Origin of the sequence: Paenibacillus sp. FSL L8-0644, from assembly GCF_038008165.1 — a bacterium.
In the GTDB taxonomy this organism is placed as follows: domain Bacteria; phylum Bacillota; class Bacilli; order Paenibacillales; family Paenibacillaceae; genus Paenibacillus; species Paenibacillus polymyxa_D.
In genome coordinates this window covers 5,388,286-5,407,799 of sequence record NZ_JBBOYN010000001.1, presented here as the reverse complement: position 1 = coordinate 5,407,799, position 19,514 = coordinate 5,388,286, and the positions used below count along the sequence as shown (strand labels likewise).

Annotated in this window: 24 protein-coding genes; 7 read left to right on the top strand and 17 right to left on the bottom strand. The window is 43.6% G+C overall.

The annotated features are described in order from the left end of the window. Positions 1-59: 59 nt before the first annotated feature. The 4 genes from NSS94_RS24510 to NSS94_RS24495 form a co-directional block, all read right to left on the bottom strand. Entirely contained in the window at positions 60-2,000 is a 1,941-nt protein-coding gene (locus tag NSS94_RS24510) for an ABC transporter permease (protein WP_341040333.1), read from the bottom strand. After that, on the bottom strand, positions 1,990-2,751 hold the full coding sequence (locus NSS94_RS24505; RefSeq protein ID WP_069012292.1) for an ABC transporter ATP-binding protein: 762 nt from the start codon (positions 2,749-2,751) through the stop codon (positions 1,990-1,992). The genes NSS94_RS24510 and NSS94_RS24505 overlap by 11 nt, the downstream gene beginning before the upstream one ends. A gap of 102 nt (positions 2,752-2,853) precedes the next feature. Then, the gene (locus NSS94_RS24500) at positions 2,854-3,858 is read right to left on the bottom strand and encodes a sensor histidine kinase (RefSeq protein ID WP_029518849.1); all 1,005 of its coding nucleotides are present in this window, start codon (positions 3,856-3,858) and stop codon (positions 2,854-2,856) included. Next, positions 3,851-4,546: a response regulator transcription factor gene (locus tag NSS94_RS24495; RefSeq protein ID WP_029518848.1), complete on the bottom strand. Its 696-nt coding sequence runs from the start codon at positions 4,544-4,546 to the stop codon at positions 3,851-3,853. The genes NSS94_RS24500 and NSS94_RS24495 overlap by 8 nt, the downstream gene beginning before the upstream one ends. Before the next feature lie 190 nt (positions 4,547-4,736). On the opposite strand from NSS94_RS24495, the gene NSS94_RS24490 reads away from it, so the two are divergent. Beyond that, positions 4,737-5,366: a YfbR-like 5'-deoxynucleotidase gene (locus tag NSS94_RS24490; protein WP_029518847.1), complete on the top strand. Its 630-nt coding sequence runs from the start codon at positions 4,737-4,739 to the stop codon at positions 5,364-5,366. Positions 5,367-5,540: 174 nt separating this feature from the next. Further along, a complete protein-coding gene (locus NSS94_RS24485) occupies positions 5,541-6,527 on the top strand; it encodes an aldo/keto reductase (protein WP_029518846.1) in 987 nt (328 codons plus the stop codon). A 155-nt stretch (positions 6,528-6,682) separates the two neighbouring features. Here the strand turns inward: NSS94_RS24485 and NSS94_RS24480 are convergent, their stop codons facing one another. The 7 genes from NSS94_RS24480 to NSS94_RS24450 all read right to left on the bottom strand — a co-directional run bounded on the left by NSS94_RS24480 (position 6,683) and on the right by NSS94_RS24450 (position 11,439). Beyond that, positions 6,683-6,982, bottom strand: coding sequence for a spore coat protein (locus NSS94_RS24480; RefSeq protein ID WP_029518845.1), 300 nt, complete (start codon positions 6,980-6,982; stop codon positions 6,683-6,685). Continuing rightward, complete coding sequence (locus NSS94_RS24475) at positions 6,979-7,188, bottom strand: hypothetical protein (RefSeq protein ID WP_029518844.1); 210 nt, start codon at positions 7,186-7,188, stop codon at positions 6,979-6,981. The genes NSS94_RS24480 and NSS94_RS24475 overlap by 4 nt, the downstream gene beginning before the upstream one ends. A 32-nt stretch (positions 7,189-7,220) precedes the next feature. Further along, the gene (locus tag NSS94_RS24470) at positions 7,221-8,357 is read right to left on the bottom strand and encodes a zinc-dependent alcohol dehydrogenase (RefSeq protein ID WP_029518843.1); all 1,137 of its coding nucleotides are present in this window, start codon (positions 8,355-8,357) and stop codon (positions 7,221-7,223) included. Further along, entirely contained in the window at positions 8,354-8,734 is a 381-nt protein-coding gene (locus NSS94_RS24465) for a spore coat protein (RefSeq protein WP_039272188.1), read from the bottom strand. The genes NSS94_RS24470 and NSS94_RS24465 overlap by 4 nt, the downstream gene beginning before the upstream one ends. A 40-nt stretch (positions 8,735-8,774) precedes the next feature. Then, positions 8,775-9,026: a hypothetical protein gene (locus tag NSS94_RS24460; protein ID WP_039271973.1), complete on the bottom strand. Its 252-nt coding sequence runs from the start codon at positions 9,024-9,026 to the stop codon at positions 8,775-8,777. A 72-nt stretch (positions 9,027-9,098) separates the two neighbouring features. After that, positions 9,099-10,637 carry an FAD-dependent oxidoreductase gene (locus NSS94_RS24455; RefSeq protein WP_069012291.1) on the bottom strand — a complete coding sequence of 513 codons (1,539 nt, stop codon included), beginning with the start codon at positions 10,635-10,637 and terminating at the stop codon, positions 9,099-9,101. Between the two features lie 178 nt (positions 10,638-10,815). Next, positions 10,816-11,439, bottom strand: coding sequence for an acetate uptake transporter (locus NSS94_RS24450; RefSeq protein WP_029518839.1), 624 nt, complete (start codon positions 11,437-11,439; stop codon positions 10,816-10,818). Between the two features lie 264 nt (positions 11,440-11,703). On the opposite strand from NSS94_RS24450, the gene NSS94_RS24445 reads away from it, so the two are divergent. The 4 genes from NSS94_RS24445 to NSS94_RS24430 all read left to right on the top strand — a co-directional run bounded on the left by NSS94_RS24445 (position 11,704) and on the right by NSS94_RS24430 (position 14,433). Further along, a complete protein-coding gene (locus NSS94_RS24445) occupies positions 11,704-12,363 on the top strand; it encodes a hypothetical protein (protein WP_029518838.1) in 660 nt (219 codons plus the stop codon). Positions 12,364-12,433: 70 nt separating this feature from the next. Then, the gene (locus NSS94_RS24440; RefSeq protein WP_069012290.1) at positions 12,434-12,790 is read left to right on the top strand and encodes a nucleotide excision repair endonuclease; all 357 of its coding nucleotides are present in this window, start codon (positions 12,434-12,436) and stop codon (positions 12,788-12,790) included. Between the two features lie 109 nt (positions 12,791-12,899). Then, the gene (locus NSS94_RS24435) at positions 12,900-13,844 is read left to right on the top strand and encodes a helix-turn-helix transcriptional regulator (RefSeq protein WP_340933716.1); all 945 of its coding nucleotides are present in this window, start codon (positions 12,900-12,902) and stop codon (positions 13,842-13,844) included. Between the two features lie 67 nt (positions 13,845-13,911). Further along, positions 13,912-14,433: a DinB family protein gene (locus NSS94_RS24430; protein ID WP_080658672.1), complete on the top strand. Its 522-nt coding sequence runs from the start codon at positions 13,912-13,914 to the stop codon at positions 14,431-14,433. Here NSS94_RS24430 and NSS94_RS24425 read toward each other — a convergent pair. The 4 genes from NSS94_RS24425 to NSS94_RS24410 all read right to left on the bottom strand — a co-directional run bounded on the left by NSS94_RS24425 (position 14,366) and on the right by NSS94_RS24410 (position 16,966). Continuing rightward, positions 14,366-14,902: a Crp/Fnr family transcriptional regulator gene (locus NSS94_RS24425; RefSeq protein WP_029518835.1), complete on the bottom strand. Its 537-nt coding sequence runs from the start codon at positions 14,900-14,902 to the stop codon at positions 14,366-14,368. The genes NSS94_RS24430 and NSS94_RS24425 overlap by 68 nt on opposite strands. Before the next feature lie 36 nt (positions 14,903-14,938). After that, positions 14,939-15,679: an SDR family oxidoreductase gene (locus NSS94_RS24420; RefSeq protein WP_341040332.1), complete on the bottom strand. Its 741-nt coding sequence runs from the start codon at positions 15,677-15,679 to the stop codon at positions 14,939-14,941. A gap of 30 nt (positions 15,680-15,709) precedes the next feature. Further along, positions 15,710-16,288, bottom strand: a complete 579-nt coding sequence (locus NSS94_RS24415; RefSeq protein WP_029518833.1) for a TetR/AcrR family transcriptional regulator — start codon at positions 16,286-16,288, stop codon at positions 15,710-15,712. Between the two features lie 132 nt (positions 16,289-16,420). Then, a complete protein-coding gene (locus NSS94_RS24410; protein WP_029518832.1) occupies positions 16,421-16,966 on the bottom strand; it encodes a glutathione peroxidase in 546 nt (181 codons plus the stop codon). A 278-nt stretch (positions 16,967-17,244) separates the two neighbouring features. Between NSS94_RS24410 and NSS94_RS24405 the strand changes: the two genes are divergently transcribed. Continuing rightward, complete coding sequence (locus NSS94_RS24405; RefSeq protein ID WP_029518831.1) at positions 17,245-17,973, top strand: YheC/YheD family protein; 729 nt, start codon at positions 17,245-17,247, stop codon at positions 17,971-17,973. Between the two features lie 115 nt (positions 17,974-18,088). Here NSS94_RS24405 and NSS94_RS24400 read toward each other — a convergent pair whose 3' ends face one another. Then, on the bottom strand, positions 18,089-18,799 hold the full coding sequence (locus NSS94_RS24400) for an SDR family oxidoreductase (protein ID WP_340886868.1): 711 nt from the start codon (positions 18,797-18,799) through the stop codon (positions 18,089-18,091). A gap of 32 nt (positions 18,800-18,831) precedes the next feature. After that, entirely contained in the window at positions 18,832-19,383 is a 552-nt protein-coding gene (locus NSS94_RS24395) for an NAD(P)H-dependent oxidoreductase (protein ID WP_341040331.1), read from the bottom strand. Positions 19,384-19,514: the final 131 nt, after the last annotated feature.

Genomic DNA, 19,514 nt, shown 5'->3' with positions numbered 1-19,514 from the left:
GCTCAAATATTTGGAAAAGCCCCAGCACTTTCGCCTGGGGCTTTTTTGCTTTTTGCCGATTATAATGCTGATTTAATGACCTTTTTATAATACAGGATGGATAGTATCCCGAAAATGGAATATAAGGCGGTGTACAGCACCATAACGATGATCATAGGCATCCAAATTTCGGTTCCAAACAAGAACCAGCCGGATTGAACGGCGAAATAGCTGTGTGATAGGCCAATCACTAATGGAATGCCGAAGTTAAAGAGCTGTTTTATTTTAATGCCTCGAAGCAGGTCACTTTGGGTGAACCCTAACTTTCTTAACACCGTATAATTGGCTTTTTCATCTTCGCTCTCATCCATTTGCTTAAAGTAAAGGATACAGCCTGATGTAATGAGAAAGGTGAGTCCCAAAAAGCCAACTACAAACATGATCACTCCCATGTTCCGCTTCTGATTGCTGCTCATTTCAAGGCGGGATGTTTGTTGATCATTAAAATTCGCAGCTGCAAAGAGACGATTGGCTTCTTCAATCTGTTCTGCATTTATCATATCAATTCCAATATATAAGGATGATTTCTTTTGAATCTCAGGATTTACATCTTTCTTTAACCGCTCAAAGATGGTTTCGTCTACAATGACAGTAGGTACTCCCCCGGCTGCAAAATAGTAGGGAATGACATAATCCTTTTTTAGACCCACATATTGTTGAGGTATGACTTCTGTTTTCCCCTCCAAATCCAAGGGGCCAAAGTCTTTCAAGGACATGAATTTCTGTAACATATCATTATAGCCCGTTAAAACCGCTTGGCCTGGAGTTACATCCGTACCCTCCACAGATTGGTCGCTTACGACAGGCAGTGTCATGGAATCCGTACCATCATTTAATTGTTCCATAGGAGTCTCCATAATTTGCGCTGTCTTCACACTGACTTGAATCACTTCAATTTTCTTTTCACGATACTTTATATCATGCTCATGAAGTAACGCTTTGAATTTCTCCGCATCCGGTACATTCGTCATGGCAAAATGGGAAGGTACATTGTCCTCAGCTGCTTGATCCGCAGAATAATAGGCGATATAGCTTAAGGATAGTAAACCGATGGCAAGTGCCGATACTGTCGTAATAATGGTCAACAACAAAGCATTGGACTTCATGCGGAACATAATGGACGAGAGGGACAGCACCTCATGGATGTTTAAATATCCGCCTTTACTCTTTCTGATGATATTGGAAATAAAGCGGATAGATCCTTTATAAAAAAGGAGTGTTCCGATGATGACAGTGCCCAAAATAAACACCATAGCCATAAACAATTCATTTATGGATGTAAAGTCTCCACCAAATAATTTGGAGGAAACATAGTAACCTAAAGCGATGAGAGAGATGCCAATGATCCCGATGATCATCTCAAAGATCGATATTTTCTTGATTTTCCCTTCGGTGGTTGAGGTCACTCTGAACAAGGACAAAATACTTTGTCTTTTGATAAAAGAATAATTCATGAGCATGATCAGCAGGTAGATGACAACAAAAACGATGAGTGTTTGAGTCAGTGCTTGGTTAGAGAAATATAGAGTGGCAATGGCTTCGACGCCCGTCGTCTTAAATAAAATCATAATCACTAATTTGGAAAAGGAGAATCCAACCCCAATCCCAATGAAGAGGGAACTAAAGTATAAAATTAGGTTTTCAGCACTCAGGATGCGAAAAATTTTACTTTTAGTCATTCCGATCAATTGAAATAGGCCAATTTCTTTGCTTCGCCTTTTTATAAAAATATTATTGGCATACATAAGAAAAATGCAGACAATAGCGACCAGTAAAATGGAAGCTGCCCGTATGGAAGCTGCACCTTTAACAGACCCCTTCACTTCGTCCATGGAGGGATCGTACTGTAGTGTGACAAAAGCGAAATAGAGTGCAACACTGAAAATGAGGGCAAAAACATAAAGGTAATAATTTTTCAGGTTTTTTTTCAAATTTTTTAGAATGAGCAGATTAATGTTCATATTGGACCCCGCCTAAGACCCCTTGGGTTTTCATGATATCCTGGAAGAAGCTTTGTCTTTCCTGCTCGCCTTTGTGAAGCTGCGTATACATTTGCCCATCCTTAATAAAAATAACCCGACTGCAATGGCTGGCAGCGACAGGATCATGCGTGACCATAATAATGGTTGCTTTGCGTTTTTGGTTCAACTGGCCCAGCTTGTTTAATAAATCGGAAGCCGACTTGGAATCCAGTGCACCCGTAGGTTCATCGGCAAAAATAATACTGGGCTCATGAATAAACGCTCTGGCCGCTGATGTACGCTGTTTCTGTCCACCCGAAATTTCATTGGGATACTTATCTTTCAACTCATAAATCCCCAATTCTGTAGCCACTTCCTGAAATCTTCGGTTGGCTTCTTTCTTAGGCGTTTTGGTGATGGATAACGGTAAGAGGATGTTCTCCTTCACCGTTAGCGTATCCAGCAGATTATACTCCTGAAAAATAAAGCCTAAATGCTCTTTTCGAAATTCAGCCAGTTGCTTTTCCTTCATTTTCGTCATTTCGATATCATTGATTCTAATGGAACCTTGGCTCACTTTATCAATAGAGGAAAGAACATTCAGCAATGTGGTTTTACCTGAACCGGAGGCTCCCATAATACTGACAAATTCCCCTTCTTCAATAAGGATATCTATTCCCTTCAAAACCTCCTGCATATTGAACTTATTACCGTAGCTTTTACGGATTTTATGAGCTTCTAAAATGTTCACTTCGATGCACTCCTTATTGTTCTTGTAGCCTTATTATAAAAATAGAGCCGATGTTTTTCCTTTGATTGGGCGAACAATACATAAAAGCATGTGACATCTCTGTCACATGCTTACCACACTCACGAAATCATTTCGTTTGGGAAAAATTAAAGTGAAGGTTGTACCTACGTTCGGTTTGGAGTGCACATCTATATGTATGAGCAAGGTTTGTGCTGCCTTTTTCGTTAAATATAACCCCATACCCGTTGAAGTGTGATCAGAATGTTGGGTTGTGGAGGTAAAACCTTTCTCGAAGATACGCGGTATATCCTTCGGATCAATACCGCGTCCAAAGTCTTGAACCTCAAGCTGTATTCGATCCCTTTGTTCATAGCTGTGAATGATAATATCACTGGCATCGCTATATTTGATGGCATTGGTTAAGAGCTGTCTGATGATAAAAGCCAGCCATTTGGCATCACTCAGCACTTCCATGTGCTCAAGTTGGATGTCAAAACCGATCCCCTTTTGGATGCACCATGACTGTAATGCTTTGATCTCTTTAAAAACCAGAGATTTTAAATCCACTTGCTCGACATACAGATCATTTTCAATAAAAGATATTCGTTTGTGATGGAGCTGCTGATCCAGCAGTAAGTGAATTCGTAGCCATTCATAGGTTAACTGAGCTTTTAGGGACTTGTCGTCCAACCGCTCAATCATCAAATGCATGGTGGTCAAAGGTGTTTTTACCTCATGAATCCAGGATAATAGTTCATCTTTTTCATGTTCAAGTGTCAATTGATTTTGCGAGATGATCTGTTGTAACCGTTCGTTCTGGCCCGTGATTTTTTGTTCAATGATTTGCTCAAACGGACTCTCCGGTTCGCCTATACCCGTTAGTTCAAGAGAACTCTCCCATTTTTCTAGTGTGGTATAGAACTTGGTTTCCTTGGGATAACGAATGATTAAAAAAACCAAGAAAATCATCATAGATAAGAAGACGATATAAAGAATCGGCATTAACGGAATTGCTGCATCCACATAAGCAATGAACAGGATCAGGAATTGCTGACACACAAACAGTAGAATCCAGCTCCGCCTCTCTATAAGGTATTTTTTAATCATAGGCAGGTGCCTCTTCTGTAGCCATGTAGCCTTGCCCGACTTTCGTTTCAATGAAACGGCCCAAATCCAGCTCGTCCAATTTTTTGCGCAGGCGGTTCAAGTTGACGGTCAGGGTATTGTCGCTGACAAAACGTTCATCATCCCAGAGGCTTTTAATTAATTCCTCACGTGCAACAATTTTATTTTTTTGTTCGATCAGCAGCTTCAAAATAAAAATCTCGTTCTTGGTTAATTCGATGGAGCCAGTCTCATTGGCTACTACATTTTTTTCATAGTCGACCGTTGCGCCACACCATGTTTTAAGGGAGACAGGTTCTGTATTGTAATTATATACGCGGCGGAGTGTCGCCTGTAATTTGGCAATGAGTACATCAAAATGAAACGGTTTTTGGATAAAATCATCCGCTCCAAGCTGCATCGACATCACCATATCCGTAGGATGATCCCGTGAAGATAAGAAGAGGATGGGGACGTTAGAGTGGGATCGAATCATTCGACACCAATGAAACCCATCAAATTTCGGCAATTGAATATCTATCACGACCAGATCAGGCTTTATCGTTGTGAATTCCTGAATGACTTTATTAAAGTCCTGGATGCCATACACATCATAGTTCCATTGAGTTAACCGATCCTTCATTTCATGGAACAAAGTTTCATCATCTTCAATTAATAAGATTTTGAACAACGAATTCACCACTTTATATTTTTTTCAGGATTTTGCAAATTCCTCTTTTATAAAGTGTATAGCAAAAATTGTGTATATGCTACATGTGTGAATTCCACTTGATATTGCGATAATCTGCTGTTAATAGTTGAGGTTTATAGTGGGATTTAGATTAACTATCTCATATATATATTAAAGGATGGATGCAATGATGGGGATTCACACGTATTTTCGGTCGCTAAATGAGCTGGAAAGAATCATCCGTTGTCCGGGTAAGTTTAAATTCGAGGAACACAGCGTATCGGCACATTCTTGGAAAGTCGTACAATACGCCAAAACGCTGGCTGATATTGAAGAGAGAAATGGTGTCCGTATTGACTGGAAAAAGCTATACGAGATTACGAGCAGTCACGATTACGGGGAGATTTTTATTGGAGACATCAAAACGCCAGTTAAGCACTCCTCTAAGGAACTACGATTATTAATCCAACAGGTCGAAGAGGGTATGATTGAGTATTTTATTGAAGAGAATATTCCCGAGGATTTTAAGGCTATTTTTCGCAAACAGCTAAGGGAAGGTAAAGATGATTCTGTAGAAGGTTTAATCCTTGAAGTTGCGGACAAGATGGATCAGGTATACGAAGCATTTGCAGAACTTCAGCGGGGAAATACGGAAAAAGAATTTATAGTCATGTACCGTAATGCACTTGTAAAAATCAAGAATATTCAATTACACTGCGTTGAGTATTTTTTGGAAAATATCCTGCCCGATATGGTCAAGGAAGAAACGCCTTCATCCATTGATATCAAGAAGATTACGGAAGAGGCTTTAGCTCTGTAAGTGAATCTCCCTACCGTCCAGAAGCTACCGACCGCTTCTGTTCATACATAATAATTCTCGTTTCAAAACGAGACAATGCTTGACTTCAAGTTAACTTTAAGTAGTAACATACGGAATGTGACGTGGTGCTTAGGAAATACGATGACTATTCTGACAATTTAGGAGTGATAGAAATTGAAAAAGAAACAACTGGGTAACAGTGACCTTCAAGTATCTGCACTGGGTCTGGGCTGCATGGGAATGTCCGAATATTACGGTGAGTTGAATGAGCAGGAGTCGATCAAAACACTTCATCGTGCGCTGGAGCTAGGGATAAACTTTTGGGATACTGCCGATGTCTATGGTGTGGGGGAAAATGAAAAACTGATTAGCCAAGTCCTGCGGAGCCGCCGCGACGAAGTCGTATTAGCCACTAAATTTTCCATTATGCGTGGGGAAGATGGCGCATTTATGGGTGTAAGTGGCCGTCCCGAATACGTAAAAGAGGCATGTGATCGCAGCCTGCAAAGACTGGGTGTAGATGTGATTGATCTGTACTACCAGCATCGTGTTGATCCGAATGTGCCTATCGAGGAAACAGTTGGTGCGATGAGTGACTTGGTTCAAGCGGGAAAAGTCCGCTATTTGGGGCTGTCCGAAGCTTCTCCTGGGCTCATTCGACGCGCTCACAAGGTACATCCGATTACAGCGCTGCAAACGGAATACTCCTTATGGAGCCGAGAAGCAGAAGATGAAGTTATACCGGCGTGTAAGGAACTAGGCATCGAGTTTGTGGCCTACAGTCCACTTGGACGCGGCTTTTTGAGCGGACAAATCCAGAAGTTTGATGATTTTGCAGAAGATGATTTCCGTCGCTCTGTGCCACGTTTTCAACCTGAGAATTTCCAGAAAAATCTGGATCTCGTGCAGCATGTTAAGGACCTTGCCGCCCAAAAAGGGGTCAAACCTTCTCAACTGGCGTTGGCATGGCTGCTTGCGCAAGAGGGAATTGTACCGATTCCAGGAACCAAGCGGGTTACGTATTTAGAGGAAAATGCAGGATCCGTCGATGTTGTTTTATCCGCACAGGAAATGGAAGCTATTAACGCAATTATTCCAAAAGGAATGGCAGCGGGTCTTCGTTATCCTGCAGAACGGATGCCGAATTGGCAAGCCGAATAATTAAGATAACATGTTAATCCCAAAAGCCGCCCTTAACGCGTATCGACGTGAAAGGCGGCTTTGTGGGTTTACATATACTGCTAAGGATGTGCTTTTAAAATTCCCAAGGGACGTCCTACGGTCAGGAATGTACGACCGAAGTGAGCGTCCTATCTTTATAAAACAGGGGCTTGCAATGCAGTATTGATATTTTGTAGATCCATCGTAAGCTGCTCTTTTACGTTCCATGGGTGATACCAGCCACGTTCGATCATGTATGTTGAAATCTGCTCATGCATATCAATAGCCTCATCCAGTTGCTTCGTAAGAATTGCCTTAATTTCTGGAGTTCCCGCTTCTGTTACGGCCATAGCGTAATTTCTCACACCGCTTTTGGCCGCGTTCAGAAAATCGGCTGCAATGACTTGGTCCGTTAAGGTATGCAGTCCGGTCAAATGCTCCAACAGTGTATTCATGGCTTAACCTCCTGTGAGATGGCTTGATCTAAGAGGGTACCGAGTTCTTGTAATTGGCGGGTCGATAAGTCAACATCCTGCTGTAATATAGCTTTGAGAGTTGGATCAGAGATTAATGCTTGCATGGTTTTAGACTTGGTAAGACACACTGTTTTGAACGCTGACAATTCATGGACTTCAAGTGTTTCGTGCAGGCCATACACCATATGACGTTTACCTCCAATGCTCCAATATATAGTTAAGGTTTAAGTACAACTTTGATGCAATTGTCCTGTCTGGTATCAAAAATTTCATATCCACGTTTGGCGTCGCTTAACGGAATGACGTGTGTAACAACGTCTCCTGGGTCCACCTTTCCCGTATCAATCAGCTCATACATATATGGCATATAGTGAATAACGGGAGCCTGTCCCGTACGTAAATTAACATTTCGCTGAAAAATGTCTCCCAAAGGAAAACCGTTATATCGTCCGCCGTAGACTCCGGTAACTTGAATGGTGCCACCTTTGCGCACAGCCTGTGTAGCTATGACTAGTCCTCCTAAAGCTCCGCCGTGAAGCTTGAGACCGGAAGCGAGAGATTCCAGCGGAGACATTTTACCGCTCATGCCGGAGCAGTCAATAACTACGTCTGCGCCTCCTTTGGTTATCTCTTTGAGGTAGTTGCCGACGTTTTCTTGCGATTCTACATTAACAATTTCCACATGATTTGTACGCTTCGCATGTTGCAGACGATAATCCAGGTAGTCTGCCGCAATGACTCGTTTTGCCCCTTTGAACCAGGCGAACTTCTGGGCTAGCAGACCTACCGGTCCACAGCCAATAACAATGACAGTATCCCCCTTCTTTACTCCGGCATTATCGACGCTCCAAAATGCAGTAGTCATGGCATCAGCAATCAGGCAAAGCTTCTCGTCAGGATGTTCACAACTCTCCGGAATTTTGAAGTGAGTGAAGTTGGCAAAAGGCACACGTAAATATTCAGCTTGTCCACCCGGATATCCACCAGTTGTTCCTGAATAGCCGAAAAAACCGCCCATTTCTCCATGCTCATTAGAATGATCACATTGACTTTCCAATTGGTTTTTACAATAAAAGCATTCACCGCACGCTATGTTGAACGGAATGATCACGCGGTCTCCCTTTTTTAAGTTGGTTACGCCGCTGCCAACTTCCTCTACAACCCCCATCGGCTCATGACCAATTACATAATCTTCCTGTAGATTCGGAATCATTCCATGAATGAGATGCAGATCTGAACCACAAATAGCGGTTGTCGTCAGTCTGACAATCGCATCGTCGGCTTTTTGAATACTTGGGTCCGGAACCTCTTTAACCACAACGTTTTTGATACCTTGGTAGGTCACTGCTTTCATGCCTGGTTTCCTCCCATATGTTCGTCCGGCGTGCGATCAAACATACCCTTGCGGGTGGTATCGTCTGGGAACAGTTTCATTTTACTGATGTCCACCGTCTTGTTGGCTGATAGTTGATCCAATTGATACTGCTTTTGCAGATCATAGGGATGAAACCATTTTTTTCGTACCATAAGATCAGTAATTTCCTGATGAAGAGCGATGCCTTGATGCAGTTGATTGCGCAACAGAGTTCTGGCATCTGGAGAGACGGTTTCCGTCAAGGCTACGGCTGTATTTCGAACTCCTTCCTTGACGCGAATCAGAAAATCCATCGCTAAGGTCGTGTCTGCCATTTCTGGCATGTTTAATGAGTTTTTTGGATCCACATAATCCATTTTAGCGGACTGGGTCTGATCTAATGTCACATCATTCACCTCAATTTAAGATTGGTGTTGGTCGGAATTCTGGAACAGGTGCCTGAAACGGTGCTTTAACATACAATGCTTGCAAATCGGCAATAGCTTGTATAGATTGCTGAACATCTTTTTCCATTAAATCCTTTAGCTCTTGATCGAATACCAAGCCCTGCATTAATTTGGACTTGGCTAAGCATAACGTTTTAAAATTAAGCGCTTCGTGGATTTCTAAGGACTCATGCGCCGCTAATGTAGACTGTTGGTTTATCATCGGATCACCTTTCTTTTATGTTTCTCAAAGGTATGTTATCCAGCCTAACTAGGTTTATTCGAAAGGATCGTGCTATTCGGCTTCAACCTTGCCAAGTGCTTTTTTGGCCGGTCCTTCAATGACTTCGCCTTGATATGAAAAGCGAGAGCCATGACAAGGGCAATCCCATGTTCTTTCCGCTTCATTCCACTCGACTTCGCAACCCATATGGGTGCATGTCGTGTCCACTAGGTGCAATGCTCCTTGTGGGTCTCGGTATGCGCCTGCTCTTTTGCCGTTTACCCGGATGACCGACCCTTCGTCGTGTTCCAGTTCTTCGGCTTTTTTGTAGCTGATGTCTAACTTTCCAGCAATCAAATGTTTAGCCACATTTGCATTTTGAGTTACAAATGTTTTAATGTCGGGGTCCATATGAAACCTTGAAGGGGAGAAAAGATCCTGGTAGGGGCTTTCCTCTCTGGTAATCAGATTCGTATTTAATAAGGCTGCCGCTACACTTGTGGTCATCCCCCATTTTCTATAACCCGTAGCAACGAGGATGTTAGAGGTGTTGGATAGTTCCTGCCCAATATAAGGGAGCTTGTCTAGCGTATACAAGTCTTGGGCCGACCAGCGATAAACGATCTCCTTTAATCCAAATGTTTGCTCCGCGAACTTTTGTAAAGCTTCATAGTACTGGAAAGTACAGATTCCTTGTCCTGTTTTGTGACCTTCCCCACCGACGATAACCATTGGTTCTCCGTTTACCATTACGGAGCGAAGTGAACGTTTTGGGGTTTCTGCACTTAGATACATACCACCTGGATAGATTTTATCGGTTTTGACCGCGAGTACATAAGACCGCTCGGCATGCAATCGCGCAAAATAAAGACCGTTGGGATCATTGAATGGAAAATGTGAGGAGGATACGACATGGTTGCAGGTAATTTTCTTTCCGTCGCTGGTTGTAATGATGGCAGGGTTTCCTTTTTCCACATCTACAACGGTGGTTTGCTCATAAATTTCCCCGCCCTGACGGATGACTTGGTTTGCCAAATATCTTAAGAAAGGTACAGGATTAAACTGGGCCTGGTTTTTCATCTTAATAGCTGCTTTAGTTGAAAACGGCAGAGGCGTTTGTTCGACATAACTTCCCGGGATGCCAAGTTGCTCGTAAGCTTTATATTCGTCGTCGATTTTTCCAACGTACGTATCTTCACATGTATAAACGTAGGCATCTTCTTCTGTAAATTGACAATCAATATTAAACTCTTCTACCGTTTGTTTGATAAATTGAAGAGCGTTGTGGTTGGCTTCGTAATAGAGCCGGGTTTTTTCCTTGCCAAAATGGGAAATAAACTCGCTGTAGATCAAATCATGCTGTGCGGTAATTTTGGCGGTAGTATGACCGGTTGTCCCATGAAGTATCCGCCCTGCGTCGACGACGGCGACGTTTAATCCTTTTTTAGAAAGTAAATAAGCAGTGGTAATACCGGTAATCCCCGCACCTACAATGGCAACATCCACCTGAATATCCTCACTAAGTTTGGGGAAGTTAGGGATGTCAGTGGAAGCTAACCAATACGATTCGGGAAATTGCGGAAATGCGATACGAGATTTGCTTTGTGTCATTTTTACAAAAACCCCTTTGAATACAATTTATGTATATTGTTATCATTGTGGGGTTTTATATTCACTAAACGACTCTCTTTAGTATTTTTTTGATACAGGAGGGAGTGATGGAAAGGAAACAAAGCCGTCCTTAACGCGGATCGGCGCGAAAGGAGGCTTTGTGGGTTTAAATATGCAGCTAAGGACGTGGTTTAAAAATGCCGAAAGGACGTCCTACGGGCAGAAATGTTCGGCCAAAATGTGCATTCAGAACGGCAGCTCCTGTACCGTACAGCGAGAGTAGACCAATGCCCATTTCAGCATAAGCGGCGATGGTATGGAACACCTCTGGGGCGATGCCGAATGCATCGAAGCTAAGGCCGAGGAATAGAAAATCAATCAACACAAAAATAAAAAATAGGACCTTGTGCGTCTCCATGGCTCCAATGGTCATGAAGAGCGTGAAGATGAGATAGCCGGCAAAGGCAAAGCCGAGCTGTTTGCCATCTACAGCAGATGCCAGCTCTGAGCCGAATACGCCCATTTTAATCATCCAGCTACTAGCTACGGCTAACCAGAAGAAGGCGTAAGCACCAAATGCCGTCATGCCAAAGGTATTGTTATGCTTTGCATCCTGAATGCAGGCAAACAGCTGTGCAAAGGCACCAAGGAAAATAGCCCAAGGGATAATAAAGCTCAAGCCTTCAGTGAGACCAAGCTTTTGGGATGAAGCTACAAGTGTTACAATAGCCAAGCCAAACAGGCCGATCGCACTCGGATCGGCCGTTATGATTTTTACGTTAGCATGAGATTCATTTTGCATGAAAAAATAGAAGCCTCCAATAATGTTCAAATACGCGTCAATCTGCCGATGCCAGAATCACACTGACATATTGTAACGGAAACCGGCGTGCTCGCATAGTAGGGAATTCATAGATTTCTATCTATTACGGTGCCTGTATTAACGTTATTACGACCATCCTCGATACTGACTGAGGTAAAAGGAATACTTTCAGCTTGCTTTAATCTTGTTTTAAGCTTGACCAGGTACACTCAAGGCAATTTTCCTAGGAAGGATGTATAACAAATGAAGACGAAAAGGGCCGTTTGGATTCCAGCTATGATTGCAGTTACGGTAGCAGTTCTACTCGTCATCTACTATTACTACATGTCATCGCTCTCCGGCGGTGGACCTGGCCCACGGCTATCAGAAGGTGGGTCTACAGGGCCTGTGGGCGTACATCCTCGTGGAGAAGGGCGTGGGGGCAACGGGGAAATATTCAAGACTTTGGGTACGATTTCCGTATTTCTTGGTGCGGCCGCTTTCTCTTGGTTCTGGTTTAAGAAGAAGCTAAGATCGCCATCAATGTTGGTTAGAAGAGCCGGGCGGTTGTTACATTCCCTCCATAAACTTCTGGGTTGGGCGACCTTGATCCTGATTGCCGCTCATGGTATTTATTTTTTGATAACCAAGCTTCAAGATAACAAAACCTATACCGGGATTGCGGGATTTGTCATTCTGCTGGCGATCGCCGGGTATGGCTTCTTCATTAACAAAGTTCGTAACAAGTGGATGCGGACCGTACATCGTTTGCTCGGATTGCTTTGGGTTCCCGTGTTGCTGCTACATGCTGGCGGATCGGCGATTATGGCGGTCATCGCCAGCCTTGCAGTGGGGGTACTTGTCTGGGTACTGGAAAGAATCGTTGAGAAAACGACGAAGCCTGTTCCAGGGGACACTCCCTGATTATCTTGAATGGTGTTACCGCAGGATTTGTGATAATATTTACACCTATATAGAATGAGGAAGTGACATAGTGATTAATATAACAATTCCAACTCCGGATATCACGATTACCAAACAGGTTAACCCTGAGCTCAGCCATATTTACGGGTTTACCGACTTTCACCTGATCCCTAGAGATAAGGCGGGTATCTTTATGTTTTACAATGCGCAGGAGGAACTGCTGTTCGTTGGTAAAGCAAGAAAGCTAAGACCAAGAATCAAAAAGCATTTTGAAGATAACGTATCGCCGATCAAGGACAAGCGGAATGAGGTTGCGATTATCGAGGTTTGTATTGTAGAAGATGCGGTAGAGCGAGAAATTTATGAAACCTACATTATCAATTCACAAAAGGCTAAATATAACGTTGAAAAAGTATTTTTTAAGTAATGGAGTAACTTCCGTATGAAAAAAAGAGCAATAAGTCGCAGTGACTGTACTGCCCTTATTGCTTTTTTGTATTTCTGCATTTTAGATCCTTCCAGAGAGGGGCCATGGTATGAACAAAACAGATCGTTTGCTAGCGATCTTGCTAGAGTTGCAGCGTAAGGATATTTTACGAGCTGAGGATTTGGCAGCTATATTCGAAACGAGTGTGAGAACCATCTATCGGGATATTCAGGCTCTAAGCGAATCGGGCGTACCGATTGTAGGAGCACCGGGCATTGGATATTCCTTGATGGAGGGGTATTTCCTGCCCCCAGTGAGCTTTACCGCAGAAGAGGCTGTGGCGTTGCTAATCGGGACGGATTTTATCGAACAAAAATTTGATACAGACTACGGTATCAAGGCGCAAACCTCCCGCAGGAAAATTGAAGCCATTTTACCAGAGAGCGTCCGCAGGGAAGTTTCCCGGGTGCGTACAACCATGAGATTACTCGCTGTGGGTGAAGGGGCAAACCATAGAGAGAAAACCTACTTGGAAACGCTGCGTCTTGCTGTATTGGAAAAACGAATGGTACGGTTTGGTTACTCCAAAAGAATGCCAGAGGCTGACGGGAATCGTCAAAGTGTGCGTGTGGTCGCTCCCTATGGTCTGGTATTGCTTCGTGGTTCGTGGGTATTAATCGGGCAATGTGAATTGCGGCAGCAGCTTCGCCATTTCCGTCTGTCACGTATGGACGAGCTTATGGTACTGGAGGACAGGTTTCATTTGCCTGTCGATTTTCATTTGCAGGATTATAAGCAAACCGATGACCGTCATGTGACTGTTCGCATACTAGCACGCTCCGATATCGCAGATAAGGTGAAGGAAGCGAACAACTTTTATATGGAGGCTATAGAGGAGCGTGCAGATGGATTGCATATACTTTTCCGCGTTAGACAGCCGGAGGAATTACTGCAATGGATACTTGGATGGGGCGCGGATATGGTTGTGCTGGAGCCTGAGTCGCTCCGGGAGCTGATACGTGCGGAAGTGGAAAAAATGTTGAAATGCTACTGACATAATGCTGTCAGTAGCATTTTTGTATAGTAAAGCTACTTTAATAGAGAGGGGCAGTCACTAATATATGAATACAACCGAAACATTGCAGCGTTTTGAAGAAACGGCACAACACTATCTTCTTGAATTGGACAGCTTTAGCTTGGAGCAATTGCAGTACACACCGCAGGAGGACCAATGGTCGCTTGGACAAATGTATCTTCATTTGGTGAACTCTGCTCTGTATATGCACCTGAAGAACATTGATGTTTGTCTACAGCCTAATGGGGAGACAGGGGTTAAAACGGAGGCGGGTACGGCCGTTTTTAATCTAGGAGGGTTTCCGCCCATACGTATCCAAGTTCCACCATCTCCGCAGTATACTCCCCCACAACCGACGAGCAAAGAAGAAATTGTGGAGGGTTTAAATGCTGTGATCCGTAAAATGAGAGAGATTGAGCCGATCGTTGGGAAATCAACAGGGCTTTCTACCGTCTCTCATCCCAGATTCGGCGCGTTGAATGCTGGAGAGTGGTTTTCGCTCATCGAGATGCATTATCGTCATCATCTTTTGCAGAAGGAGCGCTTGAAGCACGCAATAGCCGATTAATCGTCTCCCGGCGTAGCCCGATAAACTGGCCGATTTCCTCCTGCGTCAGCACGTCCGTTAACGTGGCGGGTGCGATGTAGGAGTGGAACCAGCGTTGAAGCTTCCGAAGCTTTTCGGCAGGTGACACCTCGGTGAGCTGGTCAATTCGTTGCTGCATCATGCGCAACTTATCCTGTAGCTGTAAAGCGATAGCCCGACATTGAGTCGGGTCTTGCTCCAGCGCCTGATACCATTCTTTTTGTGACAGAACCTCAACCTCAGAGGTTACCAGCGCGACTGCTGTACCATAATAAGGATTGGGGCTGATCAGGGAGTGGTGCGGGATGATTTCATCGGGCACAATCACATTAACTAAAATTTGCGAGCCGTCTTCATGGACTCGGACAATTTTTAACAAGCCGCTCTTGAGGTGATATAAAGGGCCAGATTCTCCTTGTCGAAATAAGGTCTCACCTTTGTGTAACATCATGAACGTAATAACCTCCATTCCATGTATTCCAGCTTTTTAGATGAACCCGCCATTGACGCGGATTGTCTGCCCGGTAACCCACTGTGATTTGGCGCTGACCAGAAACTCAATCACATCAGCGATATCTTCCGGTTCGCCGAGCCGACCCATAGCATTCATTTTTTTCATGCCTTCGATTTGCTGCTCGGTTTTTCCAGCTTGGAAAAGCTCGGTGTTCACAGGACCGGGAGCCACGGCGTTGATCGTAATTTGTTTGCTTCCGAATTCCTTGGCTAGCTGACGGGTAAATTGCTCCACTGCGCCCTTGGTACCTGCGTATACGCTATAGGTCGGGAACATTTGTCCGATCACGGATGTGGACAGGTTCACGATTCTTCCGTAATTCTCCATATATTTCATGGCTTGCTGACAGGCAAAGAAGGTGCCCTTTACATTCAGTGCGAATTGTTTGTCAAAATCAGCTTCGGTTACCTCAGCCAGAGGTTGGGTGATCATCAGCCCAGCGTTGTTAACCAGAATATCCACTTTACCGAATTCAGAAATCGTATTTGTAAATAATGCTTCAATATCACTCATTTTGCCCAGATCAGCGTGAAGTGCTATGGCTTTGCCGCCTTTTTGAATAATCCTCTCCACGACTTTTTGAGCTTTGTCCGGACTGCTGGCATAATTGATGACTACATTAGCGCCCAGATCAGCCAGTTGCTCGGCAATGGCACGTCCAATTCCTCTAGAGGACCCGGTGATAATTGCTGTTTTTCCGTCCAAATGCTTCATATGTGTTTGGACCTTCCTTCCATATCTATTTTAAGTGATTCCTTTTTCTAAAAGCATCCACACATCCGAAAACTCCCGATTAATCACGGGATTCTTCCATTCGTAAGCATGAGCGGGATGATGAAAACGGGCTGTGGCATAGAAAAGGGTACGCGCCAGTTGGGCTGGCTGATCCGATGTGATGTCTCCGCGTATAATGATATCAGCGAGCTGATCCACAATGTGGGCGATATGCTGGTCGATTAAGTCAGCCGCTTGCTCGGTGACCCTCGTATACATCTCAAACATTTCCTCGTCGTCGCGGGCATAATACTGCTTAAGTTCGACCAAGGTCTGTATATATCGTTTTAAATGTGGCGTTCCCAGTATAGATGAATTCTGACAGACCTCCGTTAATGGGCCGATAATCTTTTCATTCAGCCATTTTTCGGTCACACCTTCAAGAAGCTCGGCTTTACTTTTAAAGTGTCGGTAAATGGTGCCATGACTTACTCCCAATACTTTGGCAACATCGGTCACGGAGGTTTTGGCTATACCAAAACGCCTAAGTGTGTCTTCTGTAGCGATAAGAATCTGTTCCTTGGTTAGCACATCTGAGGATTTTTCCATAGAGACACGGTCAAGTGCCGTGTGAGTCACCTCCTTAAAGTCAGAATAACATAAAGGGTATCAAATGACAAATATACGTTTTTGTCATTTGATACCCTTTTTTTAAAGAATCCAAAGAAGTGAACAGAAATACTACAATAACGATTCGATGACGGGATCAATGGCCCAGGGCTCCGTTGTTACTTCAAATCTCCCTTGCACATGGCCATCGCGATCGACCAAGAATTTAGAAAAATTCCACTTGATACCGTCGCCAGCGTATATATCCGGATACTTATCCCGCAGGAAATCCTCCATCCATTGACCGTCTTTGGTCTGGATATCGAAGCCTTGAAACGGTGCCTGTTGGGTCAGATATTGAAATAAAGGATGAAGAGATAAGCCTCTTACATCCGTCTTCTCAAATAGTGGGAAGGTTACTCCATGGTTAATTTGGCAAATTCCCTGAACCTCCGAATGGCTACCCGGCTCTTTTTTATTGAATTGGTTACAAGGAAATGCAAGGATTTCAAAACCTTGTTCCCTCCGTTTTTCGTAGAGCTTTTGCAGATCAGTGAATTGACTGGAGAAGCTACACATGCTGGCAGTGTTTACAATAAGGAGAATCTTACCTCTATAGTCTGAGAGTTCAATCGGTTCCCCATTAATTGAGGTTGCTTGAAAATCATAAATAGACATGTTAACGTTCCTCCTCACGTTATTTTTTAATACATCATATATCCAGAATTGTTATTGGTCTAATATATTATTGGAATCAACCTTATAGGTATTTGCAATAATCTTGTCATGTAAAGACACATTGTCCATCTCTCTCTTGAAACCAAAGAAGACTCGACTTGAGAAAGTGGGAGATTTGCCTCTTCATAGCAAACTGTGGCATTCGCCGTTACCAAGATAGAATATAGATGCATATTCATGTAGTGTGTGCAAAAACCCAACAGAATCGAGGGATATTCGTGCCCATTGGAAAGATGATTCAATACAAGGAAATGCGACAACATCCCATTTTACGTTCTCACTTGCCCGAAACCCGCTGGATCAGTAATGCAAGGACTTTACGGATGCTGGATACCTATCGCACAGTCTTCATCAAGCCTAATTATGGGAGTGGAGGGACTGGCATCATACGTGCGAAAAAGCTGGGGAGGAAATATGAGGTTCGTTGTGGCTCCAGTCGCAGAATCGTTAGATCTCACGCCGTAAGAAGAGCAGTTAGAACCTATCGAAGACCTCATCGCCGTTATTTGGTACAGCAAGGACTTAAGTTAGCCAAGTACAAAGGTTCGATTTTTGATGCCAGAGTGTATATGCAGAAGCCGGAATCGGAATGGGTCATTTCAGGAATAACCGGCCGTGTCGCTGCACCTCGAAAAGTCGTTACCAACTATCGGAAGGGAGGACATGCGGCGCCGTTGTCCAAAGTGCTTTTAAGGGTCTTTAAAAATGACAGAACAAAAATGAAAGAGATTCTGGACCAGGTCACCGAGCTTTCTAGAATCATTGCCGACACGATAGATAAAAATCATCCGGTTCGCGAGTTGGGCATCGATCTTGCTATTGAGAAGAGCGGCCAAATTTGGATTATCGAGGCCAATCCGCATCCCGGACATATGTTGTTCAGGCAGCTCCCCAATCACAAGATGATTCGCAACATCTTGAGAAACAAACGTCGTATACATCATTAGGATAAAGTTTGTGAAATCATTCATGGATAAGAAAAGGAGGAGAACGCCCAAGCCAAGGTGCGGGAGCGTTCTCCGTTTTTTTTGGTAAATGACTGACAGATTTAGGACGAAGCTTTTATGTTAAAATGTGTCCGCCATCCACATGAAGGACTGTTCCGGTCACAAACTGATTTTGAATCAAATAAAGTACGCCTCGTGCAACATCCTCCGCAAGTCCAACTCGCTTCACAGGGAGCTTATGCGCGACCGTATCATAGAATTGATTGCGTGTATTTTCAGGCATTTTGCTACGGGAAGGTGTGTCAATAATGCCGGGTGAGACGACATTCACGCGGATGGGAGCAAGCTCTAACGCCAAGGTTTGACCAAGATTCGCAACGGCTGCATTCACAGCACCGAGCGCAGAGGAGCCGATCATCGGCTTGTAAGCCACCACTCCTGAAAATAAGGTAATGGAACCCTCGGCTGAGAGTTGGGAAGCCCCGTATTTAGCTGCATAATACTGTCCCCAAAATTTGTTTTCGAATAGCTTGCGGGCTTGATCTGTCTCCGACTGAAGGAATGACCCACCTGATGTTTCTGCCGCGCTAACGATAAGATGATCATAGGGGCCGACTTTTTCGAAGAAAGATTTTACCTGCTGCTCATCTGACGTGTCCAGCACATGTATTACAGCACGAGGGCCCAGCATTTCCTTGGCCTTGTGCAATTTATCCTCCGAGCGGCTGGCGATTACCACTTCCGCTCCAAGCGAAATGACTTGCTTAGCTGTTTCTAAACCAATACCTGAGCTTCCACCAATAATGACAATCTTTTGGTTTTGCAAATGGATTCCCTCCTAGTATTCATCTGGATTTGTTAATCATGTAATACGGCTTGTAGATGTGTATCAAGATCAGCAATAAATTTGGGTATATTTGGATTTTTAATAACATCGTAGCATGCAAAGCTTTTCAAGGGCTTCATACCGAGAAATGTATGCGCAGAATGCAAATGACGGAGTGCAGCTTCTAGACTAGCCCCATTAAAAAATTGAGTTGGATCATTAAAGGCTTTTTCCGGAGCATTCCAAGTTGTGGAGAACATATATTTCTTGTCGGTTAATAAATCTCCGCTCCCATATTCATGAGCACCCGTGAAGAATATACCGTAAGCATAGACTTCATCCATATAAGTCTTTAATAATCCAGGAACGCTGAACCAGTAGATGGGGGTTTGGTAAATGACTACATCCGCCCATAAAAATTTTTCTTGTTCTTCGCTGAGGGTATAGCCGTCTTGAACAGACGTTATTTTGATTTTGTTCTCTTCACTTAAGAGACGCACCATATTGTCTATCAATGTTTGGTTCAATTTCCCTTCAGACGAATCATATTTTTGATGACCGTTAATGATTAGTATATTTTTCATCTCTTCACCTCCTTGTATTAGAGAAAACGTTAGTTGCTACAGCGATATTGTATATGTAGTAAGTTTATTTAGGGAAGTAGTGATATTTAATTCATATAGTTTCCCTAAAGGAACTATTGTGATATCATTGG

What these genes read in the sequence shown, in the direction of transcription:
- NSS94_RS24510 (WP_341040333.1), bottom strand. Translation starts at nt 2,000, where the DNA reads ATGAACATTAATCTGCTCATTCTAAAAAATTTGAAAAAAAACCTGAAA.
- NSS94_RS24500 (WP_029518849.1), bottom strand. Translation starts at nt 3,858, where the DNA reads ATGATTAAAAAATACCTTATAGAGAGGCGGAGCTGGATTCTACTGTTT.
- NSS94_RS24490 (WP_029518847.1), top strand. Translation starts at nt 4,737, where the DNA reads ATGGGGATTCACACGTATTTTCGGTCGCTAAATGAGCTGGAAAGAATC.
- NSS94_RS24480 (WP_029518845.1), bottom strand. Translation starts at nt 6,982, where the DNA reads ATGAATACACTGTTGGAGCATTTGACCGGACTGCATACCTTAACGGAC.
- NSS94_RS24475 (WP_029518844.1), bottom strand. Translation starts at nt 7,188, where the DNA reads ATGGTGTATGGCCTGCACGAAACACTTGAAGTCCATGAATTGTCAGCG.
- NSS94_RS24470 (WP_029518843.1), bottom strand. Translation starts at nt 8,357, where the DNA reads ATGAAAGCAGTGACCTACCAAGGTATCAAAAACGTTGTGGTTAAAGAG.
- NSS94_RS24465 (WP_039272188.1), bottom strand. Translation starts at nt 8,734, where the DNA reads ATGGATTATGTGGATCCAAAAAACTCATTAAACATGCCAGAAATGGCA.
- NSS94_RS24460 (WP_039271973.1), bottom strand. Translation starts at nt 9,026, where the DNA reads ATGATAAACCAACAGTCTACATTAGCGGCGCATGAGTCCTTAGAAATC.
- NSS94_RS24455 (WP_069012291.1), bottom strand. Translation starts at nt 10,637, where the DNA reads ATGACACAAAGCAAATCTCGTATCGCATTTCCGCAATTTCCCGAATCG.
- NSS94_RS24450 (WP_029518839.1), bottom strand. Translation starts at nt 11,439, where the DNA reads ATGCAAAATGAATCTCATGCTAACGTAAAAATCATAACGGCCGATCCG.
- NSS94_RS24445 (WP_029518838.1), top strand. Translation starts at nt 11,704, where the DNA reads ATGAAGACGAAAAGGGCCGTTTGGATTCCAGCTATGATTGCAGTTACG.
- NSS94_RS24435 (WP_340933716.1), top strand. Translation starts at nt 12,900, where the DNA reads ATGAACAAAACAGATCGTTTGCTAGCGATCTTGCTAGAGTTGCAGCGT.
- NSS94_RS24430 (WP_080658672.1), top strand. Translation starts at nt 13,912, where the DNA reads ATGAATACAACCGAAACATTGCAGCGTTTTGAAGAAACGGCACAACAC.
- NSS94_RS24425 (WP_029518835.1), bottom strand. Translation starts at nt 14,902, where the DNA reads ATGATGTTACACAAAGGTGAGACCTTATTTCGACAAGGAGAATCTGGC.
- NSS94_RS24420 (WP_341040332.1), bottom strand. Translation starts at nt 15,679, where the DNA reads ATGAAGCATTTGGACGGAAAAACAGCAATTATCACCGGGTCCTCTAGA.
- NSS94_RS24415 (WP_029518833.1), bottom strand. Translation starts at nt 16,288, where the DNA reads ATGGAAAAATCCTCAGATGTGCTAACCAAGGAACAGATTCTTATCGCT.
- NSS94_RS24410 (WP_029518832.1), bottom strand. Translation starts at nt 16,966, where the DNA reads ATGTCTATTTATGATTTTCAAGCAACCTCAATTAATGGGGAACCGATT.
- NSS94_RS24395 (WP_341040331.1), bottom strand. Translation starts at nt 19,383, where the DNA reads ATGAAAAATATACTAATCATTAACGGTCATCAAAAATATGATTCGTCT.